Below are 13,783 nucleotides of genomic sequence, written 5' to 3' on the forward strand. Positions count from 1 at the left end.
AAGAAGTTGCTTTAGTAAGAGAACGATTAGGGGAGGAGTACGGTATCTACTTTGCCAACAAGTTTTCTCGGCCCTTTATTCCAGACGTGATCAAGCAGATGGAGGCTGATGGTGTTGAAGAATGTATCTGCTTGATTTTGGAACCTCATTATTCCTTTTACTCAGTCATGGGGTATGAAAAGTTTTTGGAAAGTCAGCAGATCCGATTTTTAGTAATTAAGGACTGGTATCAACAACAGTCTTTGCTGGACTTCTGGACAGATGAGATTAGAAAAATTTTACGAAATCAGGTGGGAGAAGAATCTTTCAAGGTAATCTTTTCAGCACACAGTGTTCCCATTTTTGCTTTGGACTATGGAGATCCTTATATCGATCAGATTTTCGATAATAGCAAGCTAATCGCTGAACAACTCGGCCTAACAACCGACCAGTATACCAATACTTGGCAGAGCGAAAGCGATATTGGAATCCCTTGGATCAAGCCAGATGTCTTAGAATACTTACGAGAACAAACGCAACATCCCGAGCATTATATTTTTGTCCCGATTAGCTTTATCAGTGAGCACATCGAAGTCTTGTTTGATAATGATGTGGAATGTTATGATTTGTGTCAAGAATTAGGTATTACTTATCATCGCCCACCTATGCCCAATGCGGATAGACGTTTAATTGACGCTTTAGTTGCTACTGTACGAGCCAACGAAAACAAAGAATTTAAAGCTTTTCTCCCAGAAGAAGAAACCTTTGATGAGTTAGCACCTTCGGCAACTACCAAGGACATCATGGAGGAGACAAACGATCTTCAGATGCCAGAATTTGTCAAAAAACTCATTGAGAAAAAAGGCCGTGAAAATGTGAAGATGCCTTACTTGATTAAGAAAATGCTCGAAAAGGCTGGGAAGTTACCAAAAGAGTAAAGAAAAAGGATTTAGCTTTAAGCTAGATCCTTTATCTGTTTTATTTTTTCTCAAGAAGAGCTTTGATTTCTTGAAGAACTTCAAGTTCAGTTGGAGCAGCAGGTGCTTCCTCAACCACTTCCTCTTTCTTACGAAGGTTTTGAGCTTTTTCAATACCCTTGATAACAAAGAAGAGAACTGTACCCACAACGAGGAAGTTGATAACAGCGCTCAAGAAGCTACCATAACCAACACCATTCCATGAAAGTTCAGCGATACGTTCAACGTTCGCAGCTTTCAAAGCCGGGTTCAATAGAAGTGGAGTGATGATATCATTAACAAATGAAGTAACGATAGCACCAAAAGCAGAGGCAATGATTACACCGACAGCAAGGTCAACGACATTACCACGAAGCAAGAATTCTTTAAGATCCTTTAACATTTTCATAAATTCCTTTCCTAATTTTCTAATTTATTATATCCTAAAATGTGACAAAAAGCAACTTGAACGCTCAAAGTGGTCAGTTGTTCCCTTTAAAAATATAGATTTTACTGAAAATGTAGTTTAAAATGATGATCAAAATTTGTGTTAGGATAGTTTCAATCGTATTAACCCTATCTATATTAAATTCAACAAACTGGCCAATAATATCAGGAAAAGTTGTAACAAAGATATAAGTTAAAAGAAGGTCCAGACCAAGAGTAGAGAGACGAGCTAAGAAAAATTTAACTAGTCGAATTGGCCAATTCCTTCTCTCTTGTTTAAAGACGATTGTATCATTTGTGAGAAAGGCGAAGAGAATCCCGATAATATTTGCGAGGGCAGTTGCGAGGATTTCCTGGTGGCTGATATGGTAAATAAGTAAACGAGATACAATAGAAACCAAAGTAGTAGCGCCACCAAAAAATAGATAGGCAAGGATTTCATTATCAAAGAAAGCTTTTATTTGATTTTTCATGATTTTAGTATAGCATAAAGTCATATATTGTGCTATACTGGTAAGGTTGATTCAATCAACCCTTGGTGCTTAGCTTCTTTCACCAAGCATATTTTACGCGGGAAACCGCTAAAGGAGAAAACATGAAAAAATTAACTGTTCGTGACATGGCAGATATTGCTATCGTTGCTGCTATCTATGTGGTTTTGACCATTACCCCACCACTGAATGCCATTAGCTATGGTGCTTACCAGTTCCGTATTTCTGAGATGATGAATTTTTTGGCTTTTTACAATCCTAAATACATCATCGGTGTGACGATAGGTTGTATGATTGCTAATTTCTTTAGTTTTGGCATAATTGATGTCTTTGTCGGCGGGGGATCTACTCTAGTTTTCCTTAGTCTAGGTGTTTGGCTCTTTAGCAAGTATAAGAAAGACTATTTGTTCAATGGTTTGATTCGAAAAGATCATTTCTTATTTTCAATCCTATTCTCAATTTCAATGATTACCATTGCAGCAGAACTTCATATCGTTGCTGAAGCTCCATTCTTCTTTACTTGGTTTTCTACAGGGATTGGAGAGTTTGCATCGCTTATCGTTGGTGCAATCCTAATCGGAAAACTAGGACAGCGAATCGATCTAACAAAATAAGAAGTTTATAAGCTAGATTCTTGATAGATCTAGCTTTTTTCATTTCAGAAATTTAAAAGAGAGCGCTTGACAAGAGCATAGAACTATAGTATACTTTTTAGGTAAGCTGATTTAGCTCAGTTGGCAGAGCGCATCCATGGTAAGGATGAGGTCGCCGGTTCAATCCCGGCAATTAGCATTAGATAGACAAGAAAACTCTTGATATTCGAGAGTTTTTTATATTTCCCCCGCATTAGCCTTGACAAAGTCAGCAAAGCATAGTAGAATAAAACCTGCGATGAGTCGATGGGTAGTCTTCGGACTACTATTGAGCATAAGGAGGTCATAACGCAGGAGCGGACCTTGATGAGTTGTGTGAACCTGCTCATCACATGAAGATGCCTCTTAGTCCCTGGTCAATGACTAGGGATTTTTAATTTTCAGAAAATATAACCCAAAAATGCTTTTCAATTTCTGGAAAAAGTAGTATAATACATCTATTATAGAAATTTTTAGAAAATTCCGAAAGAGGTTGTTTATGGGATATACAGTTGCTGTAGTCGGCGCGACAGGTGCTGTCGGAGCTCAGATGATAAAAATGTTGGAAGAATCAACACTTCCAATCGATAAAATTCGTTACCTTGCTTCTGCACGTTCAGCAGGCAAGACTTTGAAATTTAAAGACCAAGATATTACGATTGAAGAAACGACTGAAACTGCTTTTGAAGGAGTTGACATTGCTCTCTTTTCAGCAGGTGGTTCGACATCAGCTAAGTATGCACCATACGCAGTTCAAGCTGGAGCGGTAGTAGTGGATAATACATCTTATTTCCGTCAAAACCCAGATGTACCCTTGGTTGTTCCAGAGGTCAATGCTCATGCACTTGATGCCCACAACGGAATCATTGCCTGCCCTAACTGTTCAACAATCCAAATGATGGTGGCTCTTGAGCCTGTTCGTCAAAAATGGGGCTTGGACCGTATCATCGTTTCAACTTACCAAGCGGTCTCAGGTGCTGGTATGGGAGCGATTCTTGAGACACAACGTGAACTTCGTGAAGTCTTGAATGACGGTGTAAATCCACGTGATTTGCATGCAGAAATCTTGCCTTCAGGTGGTGACAAGAAACACTATCCTATCGCTTTTAACGCTCTTCCGCAAATCGATGTCTTCACGGACAATGATTACACTTACGAAGAGATGAAGATGACCAAGGAAACGAAGAAAATCATGGAAGATGATAGCATCGCAGTGTCTGCAACCTGTGTTCGTATTCCAGTTTTGTCAGCTCACTCTGAGTCAGTTTATATTGAAACAAAAGAAGTGGCTCCAATCGAAGAAGTGAAAGCAGCTATCGCAGCCTTTCCAGGTGCAGTTCTTGAAGATGATGTAGCTCATCAAATCTATCCACAAGCCATCAATGCAGTTGGTTCACGTGATACCTTTGTTGGTCGTATCCGTAAAGACTTGGATGCTGAAAAAGGAATCCACATGTGGGTTGTTTCAGATAACCTTCTCAAAGGTGCTGCTTGGAACTCAGTTCAGATTGCAGAAACGCTTCACGAACGTGGCTTGGTTCGTCCAACAGCTGAGTTGAAATTTGAATTAAAATAGTCATATCGTTTAGGAGTTCAGATGAACTCCTTCTTTGAAATAGAGAGGTGTTTCTCATGTCTTATCAAGATTTAAAAGAGTGTAAAATCATCACAGCCTTTATTACCCCTTTCCATGAGGATGGTTCCATCAACTTTGATGCCATTCCAGCCTTGATTGAGCATTTATTGACCCATCATACAGATGGCATTCTTCTAGCTGGAACGACTGCTGAGAGTCCAACTTTGACCCACGATGAAGAGTTGGAACTCTTTGCGGCTGTACAAAAGATTGTCAATGGACGTGTTCCTTTGATTGCGGGTGTAGGTACCAATGATACGCGTGACTCGATCGAGTTTGTCAAAGAAGTAGCAGACTTTGGTGGCTTCGCTGCTGGGCTTGCTATCGTACCATACTACAACAAACCTTCTCAAGAAGGCATGTATCAGCACTTTAAAGCGATTGCAGATGCTTCTGACTTGCCTATTATCATCTATAACATTCCAGGGCGTGTAGTAGTGGAATTAACTCCAGAAACCATGCTTCGCTTGGCTGACCATCCAAATATCATCGGTGTCAAAGAATGTACCAGCTTGGCAAATATGGCTTACTTGATTGAGCACAAGCCAGAAGAGTTCTTGATCTATACTGGTGAAGATGGAGACGCTTTCCATGCTATGAATCTTGGTGCGGATGGGGTTATTTCTGTTGCCTCCCATACAAATGGAGATGAGATGCACGAGATGTTCACTGCCATTGAAGAAAGCGATATGAAAAAAGCTGCAGCTATTCAACGTAAATTCATCCCTAAAGTCAATGCCCTCTTCTCTTACCCAAGTCCTGCACCTGTTAAGGCAGTTTTGAACTACATGGGATTTGAAGCTGGTCCAACTCGATTACCTCTAGTTCCAGCACCAGAAGAAGATGCTAAACGCATTATCAAAGTTGTCGTAGATGGTGACTACGAAGCAACTAAGGCAACTGTAACAGGTGTCCTTAGACCAGATTACTAATAAAGACAATAAAACCCATGACCGCAAGAACGATCATGGATTTTTCTTATTTTCCTAAACAGAATTGGCTAAAGAGTTGGGTGATGAGTTCATCAGGTGCGGCATCTCCAGTGATTTCACCGAGAATTTCCCAAGTACGAGTCAAGTCAACTTGAAGCAAATCAACTGGCATCCCCAGTTCCAGACCTTGGTTAACAGCTTGTAGGCTTTCAACGGCCTTTTCAATCAAGGAAATATGACGGGCATTTGACAAGTAAGTAGCATCTTGCTCAACCAAGCCAGCATTTTCAAAGAAGAGGTCGTTAATACGCTCTTCGATTTTATCAATGTTTTGATTTTTAAGAACTGAAATACGGATGATATCTTCTGGTAGTTCCGAAGTTTCAATCGCTTCAGGAAGATCAGTTTTATTAAGTAGAATAATGCGGTTGGTATCTTGACTGATGTCTAAAAGTTGTCTGTCTTGTGCTGTTAGTGGTTCGCTGGCATTTAGTACTAGTAGTACCAAGTCAGCTTCCTTGAGGGCTCTTCTAGAACGCTCGACACCGATTTGTTCCACGATATCATCTGTTTCCCGGATACCGGCTGTATCAATCAATTTGAGAGGAACCCCGTTAATGTTGACGTATTCTTCGATAACATCTCGTGTCGTACCAGCGATATCTGTTACAATAGCCTTGTCTTCACGAAGGAGATTATTGAGAAGACTGGATTTCCCAACATTGGGACGGCCGATAATGGCAGTTGAAATTCCCTCACGAAGGATTTTACCACGACGAGCTGTTCTAAGGAGATTGGTTAGCAATTGCTCAAACTCCATAGTTTTCTCACGGACGACTGCAGTAGTGGCTTCCTCAACATCGTCATACTCAGGATAGTCGATATTGACCTCAACTTGGGCAAGCGTATTGAGGATTTCTTGGCGAGTATTATTGATAAGATCAGAAAGGGAACCATCTAGTTGTTTGACAGCAATGTTCATAGCCTTGTCAGTCTTGGCACGGATGATGTCCATCACCGCCTCAGCCTGTGTTAAGTCCACACGACCGTTTAGAAAGGCACGCTTGGTAAATTCACCCGGTTCAGCCAATCGAGCTCCTTCACGGATAGCTAGTTGGAGAATTTCATTGGTTACCGCAATCCCGCCGTGGGTGTTAATCTCGATAATATCCTCACGAGTGAAGGTCTTTGGAGACTTCATAGCTCCAACCATAACCTCATCCATAACTTTACCAGTCAAAGGGTCAACAATGTGACCGTAGTTAAGGGTATGGCTAGCGACCTTGCTCAAGTCTTTTCCTTTAAAAATCTTTTGCGCAATGGCAAAACTGTCAGTTCCGCTCAAGCGGACAATACCAATGGCTCCTTCACCTAGTGGAGTAGAGATAGCAGCGATGGTATCAAATTCACGTGTAATCATACTAATTCCTTTTGTATTTCTTTTCTTAGGATATGTATCCAAGCATCTCTTCAAATTGTAACAAAATTAGACTATTTCTTCAATGGGTGCTACTTGGAGATTGAAAAAGCCTAAGCAATTCTGCTTAAGCTAGTTTATTTGGTGCGCATTTTACCTTGTGGGAAGTAAGTTCCTTCTGGCATGTCGTTGATGATGACATGTACGGCTGATTGAGGGGCTCCAGTGTTGCGGACAACAGCCTCCGTTACTTCCTTAGCAAGAGTTTTCTTTTGCTCGAGCGTGCGACCTTCAAATAAATCGATGCGTACAAATGGCATAATAGCTTCCTCCACTAGTTTTTGATTTCTTCTATTTTACCACATTTTGCCGTTTAAAGCTTCAGAAAATTATGATATACTAGAATGTAGCAAAAATTTAGAAATGGACGTGAAATAATAGCATGGCACAGTTGTATTATCGTTATGGGACCATGAACTCTGGTAAGACGATTGAGATTCTCAAGGTGGCCTATAACTACGAGGAGCAAGGAAAGGGAGTTGTGATTATGACTTCTGCTCTGGATACGCGTGACGGTGTTGGCTATGTGTCGAGTCGAATCGGCATGAAACGCCCAGCCATTGCGATTGAGGAAACGACAGATATCTTCGGCTATATCCGAGACTTACCTGAAAAACCTTACTGTGTGTTGGTCGATGAGGCCCAGTTTCTTAAGCGTCACCATGTTTACGACCTAGCTCGTGTTGTTGATGAGTTAGACATACCTGTCATGGCTTTTGGTTTGAAGAATGACTTTCGTAATGAATTGTTCGAAGGTTCAAAATACCTCTTGCTCTTAGCAGACAAGATTGAAGAAATCAAGACCATCTGTCAGTATTGTAAGAAAAAGGCGACTATGGTGTTGCGTACGCAGGATGGTGTGCCAGTCTATGATGGAGAACAAATTCAGATCGGTGGAAATGAAACCTATATCTCAGTCTGCCGGAAACATTATTTTGCGCCAATGATAGCATCTAACAAGGAGCATAACTATGACAATTGAACTAAGAGATGTTACAATGGGAAATTATTTTGATGTTTTGAATTTGGATGTCAAGGAATATCAAAAACAATTCATTGCAACCAACGCAATTAGTTTAGCTGAAGCATATGTCTACACTAAAAATGGAGATTTTGTAGCTCCATTGGCAGTTTATGATAATGATGCAATTATAGGTTTTGTGATGATAGCTTATGATAAAAAGATCGGAATTAGTAGTGGAAATTATTTACTATTTCGTTTTATGATTGATAAGAATTTTCAAAATCAAGGATATTTTAAACCAATTATGGATAAAGTGCAGGACTATGTTCAGACAGCGCCAGCAGGTTTAGGCAATAAACTTTGGTTGTCTTATGAACCAGAAAATGAACATGCAAGATCTTGTTACCTCAGTTATGGATTTAAAGAAACTGGGGAAATATTTGAGAACGAAGTAGTAGCAATCTATGATTTAACAATTGAGAAATAAGGAGAAAAAATGAACATCTATGATCAACTACAAGCTGTAGAAGACCGATATGAAGAATTAGGAGAATTGCTGAGTGACCCTGATGTCGTTTCAGACACCAAACGTTTCATGGAGCTTTCAAAAGAAGAGGCTTCAACTCGTGACACAGTAACAGCCTACCGTGAGTACAAACAAGTCCTTCAAAACATCGTCGATGCCGAAGAGATGATTAAAGAATCAGGTGGAGATGCGGACTTGGAAGAAATGGCCAAGCAAGAGCTCAAAGATGCCAAGGCTGAAAAAGAAGAGTATGAAGAAAAATTGAAAATTTTGCTCCTTCCAAAAGATCCTAATGACGACAAGAACATCATCCTTGAAATCCGTGGAGCGGCTGGTGGTGACGAAGCGGCACTTTTCGCCGGAGACCTTCTAACTATGTACCAAAAGTATGCGGAAGCACAAGGCTGGCGTTTTGAAGTCATGGAAGCTTCTATGAATGGTGTCGGTGGTTTCAAAGAAGTGGTTGCCATGGTTTCGGGTCAATCTGTATATTCTAAGCTTAAGTACGAATCAGGTGCCCACCGTGTGCAACGTGTCCCTGTAACAGAGAGCCAAGGGCGTGTACACACTTCGACAGCGACAGTTCTTGTCATGCCTGAAGTGGAAGAAGTAGAATACGACATTGATCCAAAAGACCTTCGTGTTGATATCTACCACGCATCAGGTGCTGGTGGTCAGAACGTCAATAAGGTTGCGACTGCCGTGCGTATCGTTCACTTGCCAACTAATATCAAGGTTGAGATGCAGGAAGAACGTACCCAGCAGAAAAACCGTGAGAAGGCCATGAAAATCATCCGTGCGCGTGTTGCTGACCACTTTGCACAAATTGCACAGGATGAACAAGACGCTGAACGTAAGTCTACTATCGGTACTGGTGACCGTTCAGAACGTATCCGTACTTATAATTTCCCTCAAAACCGTGTCACAGACCACCGTATCGGTTTGACCCTCCAAAAACTAGATACGATTTTATCTGGTAAATTGGATGAAGTTGTGGACGCCTTGGTGCTCTATGACCAAACACAAAAATTAGAAGAATTAAACAAATAATGAAATTAGCTCAATTATTTTCAGATTTTGAAGAAGCGTTGATAAGAGAAGGAGAGGAAGCAGAAAGCCTCTCTTTTGTCTATCGTAGCTTAAAAAATCTCGCTTTTACGGACTTTGTTTTTGCTCTTCAACAAGAGGTAACAGAGGATGAAAAACAATTTGTAGAAGAAATTTACCAGCAGTTAGCGGTTCACAAACCAGCTCAGTATATCATTGGTCACGCAGATTTCTTTGGAATGCAGTTAAAAGTGGATGAGCGGGTTTTGATTCCTCGTCCAGAAACAGAAGAGTTGGTGGAACTTATCCTAGCTGAAAATCCTGAGGAAAATCTTAAGGTCCTAGATATCGGGACTGGAAGTGGCGCCATAGCCCTTGGATTAGCAAAAAACAGACCAGATTGGTCAGTGACAGCAGCAGATATTTCCCAAGACGCCTTAGAGCTTGCATCAGAGAATGCTAGAAATCAAAATCTTAATATATTTTTTAAAAAATCTGATTGTTTTGCAGAAATTTCTGAAAAATATGATATAATTGTATCCAATCCACCCTATATCTCTCGTGAAGATGAGTCAGAGGTTGGTTTGAATGTTTTGCATTCAGAGCCTCATCTAGCTCTCTTTGCAGATGAGGATGGCCTAGCTATTTACCGCAGAATTGCGGAAGATGCAAAAGACTATCTCACAGATGGTGGTAAGATTTACCTTGAAATTGGATACAAGCAAGGTCAAAGTGTTCCTGCGCTTTTTAGGAAACATCTTCCTGAAAAACGAGTACGAACACTCAAGGACCAATTTGGTCAAGATAGGATGGTTGTAGTTGATGATGGACAGGATTAGACAAGAGTTGGAAAAGGGCGGGGCAGTCGTTTTACCTACCGAGACAGTTTATGGTCTCTTTGCTAAGGCCTTAGATGAAAAAGCTGTCGACCATGTTTACCAACTAAAACGTCGTCCTAGAGAAAAGGCGCTCAATCTTAATGTCGCTTCTCTAGAGGACATCTTGCACTTTTCAAAGAATCAGCCAACTTATCTACAAAAGCTTGTAGAGGCCTTTTTACCGGGTCCCTTGACCATTATCCTCGAAGCCAATGACCGAGTTCCCTATTGGGTCAACTCTGGTCTTGCAACTGTCGGATTTCGGATGCCGAGTCACCCCATTACACTGGATTTGATTCGAGAGACAGGACCCTTGATTGGGCCGTCTGCCAATATCTCGGGTCAGGCGAGTGGAGTGACCTTTGCTCAAATTCTAGAGGATTTTGACCAAGAGGTTTTGGGGCTGGAGGACGACGCTTTTCTAACTGGACAGGATTCGACTATTTTGGATTTGTCTGGAGACGAGGTGAAAATCTTACGCCAAGGGGCGATTAAGCGAGAAGATATTCTTGCTCGGTTGCCAGAGATTTCTTTTGAGGAGGAATGAGATGCTCAGAGATTTGCAAGAAACAGATGTGAATGCTATATGTGAGATTAACCAAGAGGCTTTGGGCTATTCTTTTAGTCCAGAGGACACAGCTAGTCAACTAGCTAAATTATCTCAGGATTCCCATCATTTCCTACTTGGTTATGAGGATGCAGTTAGTCATATCCTACTTGGATATGTCCATGCCGAGGTTTACGAATCCCTCTATTCCAAAGCTGGATTTAATATTTTAGGCTTAGCAGTTTCGCCTCAAGCACAAGGACGAGGTATCGGTAAAAGCTTACTGCAAGGGTTGGATCAAGAAGCAAAAAGACGGGGTTATGGGTTTATCCGCTTAAACTCTGCTGATCATCGTCTGGGAGCTCATGCATTTTATGAAAAAGTTGGTTATACTTGTGATAAAGTGCAGAAACGGTTTATTCGCATCTTTTAGTTTATTTTCTTATTGAAAAATAAACTAAAGGACCAGTCACACTATAAAGGAGAAGACCTATGATTTTTGACAAAGACGATTTTAAAGCATACGATGCTGATCTCTGGAATGCTATTGCCAAAGAAGAAGAACGCCAACAAAACAATATCGAGTTGATTGCTTCGGAAAACGTGGTTTCCAAGGCTGTTATGGCAGCTCAAGGGTCTATCTTGACAAACAAATATGCCGAGGGTTACCCAGGACGCCGTTATTATGGTGGAACTGATGTAGTAGACGTGGTAGAAACTTTAGCTATTGAACGTGCAAAAGAAATTTTCGGTGCTAAATTCGCCAATGTCCAACCTCACTCAGGAAGCCAAGCCAACTGTGCAGCATATATGGCTTTGATTGAGCCTGGTGACACTGTAATGGGAATGGATTTGGCAGCAGGTGGACACTTGACCCACGGAGCTCCAGTTAGCTTCTCTGGTCAAACCTACAACTTTGTTTCTTACAGTGTTGATCCTGAAACGGAACTCTTGGACTTTGATGCTATCTTGAAACAAGCGCAAGAAGTAAAACCAAAACTAATTGTAGCGGGTGCTTCAGCCTATTCTCAAATTATCGACTTCTCAAAATTCCGTGAAATCGCAGATGCCGTTGGTGCTAAGCTCATGGTCGATATGGCTCATATCGCTGGTTTGGTTGCAGCTGGACTTCATCCAAGCCCAGTACCATACGCTCATATCACTACAACAACGACCCACAAAACTCTTCGTGGACCGCGTGGTGGTTTGATTTTGACAAATGATGAGGACCTAGCTAAGAAAATCAACTCAGCTATTTTCCCTGGTATTCAGGGTGGTCCTTTGGAGCATGTTGTGGCGGCTAAGGCTGTCTCATTCAAAGAAGTTTTGGATCCAGCCTTCAAGGAATATGCTGCTAATGTCATCAAAAACAGCAAGGCTATGGTTGAAGTCTTCTCGCAAGACCCTGATTTCCGTATCATTTCTGGTGGAACTGAAAACCACCTCTTCCTTGTTGATGTGACTAAGGTTGTAGAAAACGGAAAAGTTGCTCAAAACTTGCTGGATGAAGTCAATATTACCCTAAATAAAAACTCAATTCCATACGAAACCTTGTCACCATTCAAGACAAGTGGTATTCGTATCGGATCTGCAGCCATCACTGCACGTGGATTTGGTGAAGAAGAAAGCCGTAAAGTGGCTGAACTTATCATTAAAACTCTTAAAAATGCAGAAAATGAGGCTGTCTTAGAAGAAGTGAGAAGTGAAGTCAAAGCATTAACAGATGCCTTCCCACTATACGAGGACTAATACTTTTATGGACATTTATATTAAGAAAGCCATTATCCATCAGTTCAGCCCAGATGATACCGAGCTGTTTCTAGCGGATAAATTTCTCAATATCACTCCAAAAATCGAAGAATACCTGCGCAAAAAAATCGAACGTGTGTATTCAGATGAAGCTAAGACTGGGATTTTCGAAGAAGAAAATCCCTTCTTCAATCATATCACGGATGATTTGTTGGAGACATCAGTAACACTGGCTAATCTCTGGAAAGAGGAGTTTAGCATTTCTGAAAATCTCAAGACCAATGACTTGGTTTTTGTTCAGTTTTCTAAAGAAAGCGTTGAGCATTTCGCTTTCTTGCGAATTGCTCTACGTGAGACCTTGACCCACCTCGGTGGAGAAGTTGATAATCCAATCAAGCTGACTCAGAATAACCTGCCTGGCTTTGGAACGGGGGCTGATGAGGCTTTGGTGGTCAATCTTCAAAGTCGCAAGTACCATCTCATCGAAAAACGCATCAAGTATAATGGGACTTTCTTGAATTACTTTTCAGAAAATCTCCTAGCTGTCGCTCCTAAGATTTCGCCAAAAAAATCCATCAAGGAACTGGAAAAAACGGCTCAGAGAATTGCAGAGTCCTTTAACACAGATGATTTTCAATTCCAATCCAAGGTCAAATCAGCGATTTTCAACAATCTTGAAGAAAGCAATGAATTGTCACCCGAGAAATTGGCTAATGACCTTTTTGACAACAATCTGACGGCTCGTTTGAGCTTTATTGACCAAGTCAAGGAAGCCGTACCAGAACCAGTCCAGTTCGATGAAATTGATGCCAGTCGTCAGCTCAAGAAATTTGAAAACCAAAAACTTTCCTTGTCAAACGGAATTGAACTCATCGTTCCCAATAACGTCTATCAAGACGCCGAGTCTGTTGAGTTTATCCAAAATGACAATGGAACCTATTCTATCTTAATCAAAAATATCGAGGATATTCAAAGTAAATAATGTTTAAATTTATAAGAAGAGTGCTTGTGCTAGCAGTCTTCCTTTTCGCAGGATACAAAGCTTACCATATCCATCAGGATGTTAAACAAGTCATGACCTACCAACCCATGGTTCGAGAAATCTTGAGCGAAAGAGATACTCCAGCCAATGAAGAGTTGGTGCTCGCCATGATTTATACCGAAACGAAGGGTAAAGAGCGGGATGTCATGCAGTCTAGTGAGTCTGCTAGTGGCGCTACCAATACCATCAAAGACGATGCCTCTAGTATTCGCCAAGGGGTACAGACTTTAACAGATAACCTCTATTTGGCACAGAGCAAAGGAGTAGATGTCTGGACCGCCGTTCAAGCCTATAATTTTGGACCTGCCTATATCGACTTTATCGCTCAAAATGGCAAGGAAAATACTCTAGCCCTAGCCAAGCGTTACTCCCGAGAAACGGTTGCTCCAATCCTTGGTAATACTACTGGGAAGACCTACACCTATATCAACCCTATTTCTATCTTTCATGGTGCCGAACTCTATGAAAATGGTGGAAATT

General features: G+C 41.1%; 17 protein-coding genes, 1 tRNA gene and 1 riboswitch. Of the genes, 14 read left to right on the forward strand and 4 right to left on the reverse strand.

Annotation, left to right across the window (positions count from 1 at the left end; genetic code table 11):
• Window positions 1-917, forward strand: a 917-nt coding sequence (gene hemH, locus SORDD27_RS03325; RefSeq protein ID WP_231069283.1) for a ferrochelatase, incomplete at its 5' end; no start/stop codon positions are given.
• A 40-nt stretch (window positions 918-957) separates the two neighbouring features.
• Here the strand turns inward: hemH and mscL are convergent.
• Together mscL and SORDD27_RS03335 are read right to left on the reverse strand one after the other, a co-directional pair.
• Window positions 958-1,338: a large conductance mechanosensitive channel protein MscL gene (mscL, locus tag SORDD27_RS03330; protein WP_061427287.1), complete on the reverse strand. Its 381-nt coding sequence runs from the start codon at window positions 1,336-1,338 to the stop codon at window positions 958-960.
• A 79-nt stretch (window positions 1,339-1,417) separates the two neighbouring features.
• Window positions 1,418-1,855: a GtrA family protein gene (locus SORDD27_RS03335; protein ID WP_061428061.1), complete on the reverse strand. Its 438-nt coding sequence runs from the start codon at window positions 1,853-1,855 to the stop codon at window positions 1,418-1,420.
• Window positions 1,856-1,883: 28 nt separating this feature from the next.
• Window positions 1,884-1,980: riboswitch (PreQ1 riboswitch) on the forward strand.
• On the opposite strand from SORDD27_RS03335, the gene SORDD27_RS03340 reads away from it, so the two are divergent.
• The 4 genes from SORDD27_RS03340 to dapA all read left to right on the forward strand — a co-directional run bounded on the left by SORDD27_RS03340 (window position 1,978) and on the right by dapA (window position 5,073).
• On the forward strand, window positions 1,978-2,487 hold the full coding sequence (locus tag SORDD27_RS03340; RefSeq protein ID WP_061427289.1) for a QueT transporter family protein: 510 nt from the start codon (window positions 1,978-1,980) through the stop codon (window positions 2,485-2,487). It overlaps the preceding riboswitch by 3 nt.
• Before the next feature lie 105 nt (window positions 2,488-2,592).
• Window positions 2,593-2,665, forward strand: a tRNA-Thr gene (locus SORDD27_RS03345).
• A gap of 339 nt (window positions 2,666-3,004) precedes the next feature.
• Window positions 3,005-4,081, forward strand: coding sequence for an aspartate-semialdehyde dehydrogenase (locus tag SORDD27_RS03350; protein WP_000542494.1), 1,077 nt, complete (start codon window positions 3,005-3,007; stop codon window positions 4,079-4,081).
• Window positions 4,082-4,137: 56 nt separating this feature from the next.
• Window positions 4,138-5,073, forward strand: a complete 936-nt coding sequence (dapA, locus tag SORDD27_RS03355) for a 4-hydroxy-tetrahydrodipicolinate synthase (RefSeq protein WP_061427290.1) — start codon at window positions 4,138-4,140, stop codon at window positions 5,071-5,073.
• A gap of 46 nt (window positions 5,074-5,119) precedes the next feature.
• On the opposite strand, the gene mnmE is transcribed toward dapA, so the two are convergent.
• Entirely contained in the window at window positions 5,120-6,493 is a 1,374-nt protein-coding gene (mnmE, locus tag SORDD27_RS03360; protein ID WP_061427292.1) for a tRNA uridine-5-carboxymethylaminomethyl(34) synthesis GTPase MnmE, read from the reverse strand.
• A gap of 134 nt (window positions 6,494-6,627) precedes the next feature.
• The gene (locus SORDD27_RS03365; protein ID WP_061427294.1) at window positions 6,628-6,810 is read right to left on the reverse strand and encodes a 4-oxalocrotonate tautomerase; all 183 of its coding nucleotides are present in this window, start codon (window positions 6,808-6,810) and stop codon (window positions 6,628-6,630) included.
• Between the two features lie 122 nt (window positions 6,811-6,932).
• On the opposite strand from SORDD27_RS03365, the gene SORDD27_RS03370 reads away from it, so the two are divergent.
• The 9 genes from SORDD27_RS03370 to SORDD27_RS03410 all read left to right on the forward strand — a co-directional run.
• Window positions 6,933-7,532 carry a thymidine kinase gene (locus SORDD27_RS03370; protein WP_061427295.1) on the forward strand — a complete coding sequence of 200 codons (600 nt, stop codon included), beginning with the start codon at window positions 6,933-6,935 and terminating at the stop codon, window positions 7,530-7,532.
• Entirely contained in the window at window positions 7,522-8,001 is a 480-nt protein-coding gene (locus SORDD27_RS03375; protein WP_061427297.1) for a GNAT family N-acetyltransferase, read from the forward strand. Before SORDD27_RS03370 ends, SORDD27_RS03375 begins: the two co-directional genes overlap by 11 nt.
• Window positions 8,002-8,010: 9 nt before the next feature.
• Window positions 8,011-9,090: a peptide chain release factor 1 gene (prfA, locus tag SORDD27_RS03380; protein WP_001028815.1), complete on the forward strand. Its 1,080-nt coding sequence runs from the start codon at window positions 8,011-8,013 to the stop codon at window positions 9,088-9,090.
• Complete coding sequence (prmC, locus tag SORDD27_RS03385) at window positions 9,090-9,926, forward strand: peptide chain release factor N(5)-glutamine methyltransferase (protein WP_061427298.1); 837 nt, start codon at window positions 9,090-9,092, stop codon at window positions 9,924-9,926. The genes prfA and prmC overlap by 1 nt, the downstream gene beginning before the upstream one ends.
• The gene (locus tag SORDD27_RS03390) at window positions 9,910-10,512 is read left to right on the forward strand and encodes an L-threonylcarbamoyladenylate synthase (protein WP_061427299.1); all 603 of its coding nucleotides are present in this window, start codon (window positions 9,910-9,912) and stop codon (window positions 10,510-10,512) included. Before prmC ends, SORDD27_RS03390 begins: the two co-directional genes overlap by 17 nt.
• Before the next feature lies 1 nt (window position 10,513).
• On the forward strand, window positions 10,514-10,945 hold the full coding sequence (locus SORDD27_RS03395; protein ID WP_061427301.1) for a GNAT family N-acetyltransferase: 432 nt from the start codon (window positions 10,514-10,516) through the stop codon (window positions 10,943-10,945).
• A 59-nt stretch (window positions 10,946-11,004) separates the two neighbouring features.
• Window positions 11,005-12,261 (forward strand): serine hydroxymethyltransferase, encoded by a 1,257-nt coding sequence (gene glyA, locus SORDD27_RS03400; RefSeq protein ID WP_061427302.1) that lies wholly within the window; start codon window positions 11,005-11,007, stop codon window positions 12,259-12,261.
• A gap of 7 nt (window positions 12,262-12,268) precedes the next feature.
• Window positions 12,269-13,243: a nucleoid-associated protein gene (locus SORDD27_RS03405; RefSeq protein WP_061427304.1), complete on the forward strand. Its 975-nt coding sequence runs from the start codon at window positions 12,269-12,271 to the stop codon at window positions 13,241-13,243.
• A partial coding sequence (locus SORDD27_RS03410; RefSeq protein WP_231069284.1) for a lysozyme family protein occupies window positions 13,243-13,783 on the forward strand: 541 nt, incomplete at its 3' end. The genes SORDD27_RS03405 and SORDD27_RS03410, both read left to right, overlap by 1 nt.

It is taken from the genome of Streptococcus oralis, assembly GCF_001579025.1.
GTDB classification, from domain to species: Bacteria; Bacillota; Bacilli; order Lactobacillales; family Streptococcaceae; genus Streptococcus; species Streptococcus oralis_X.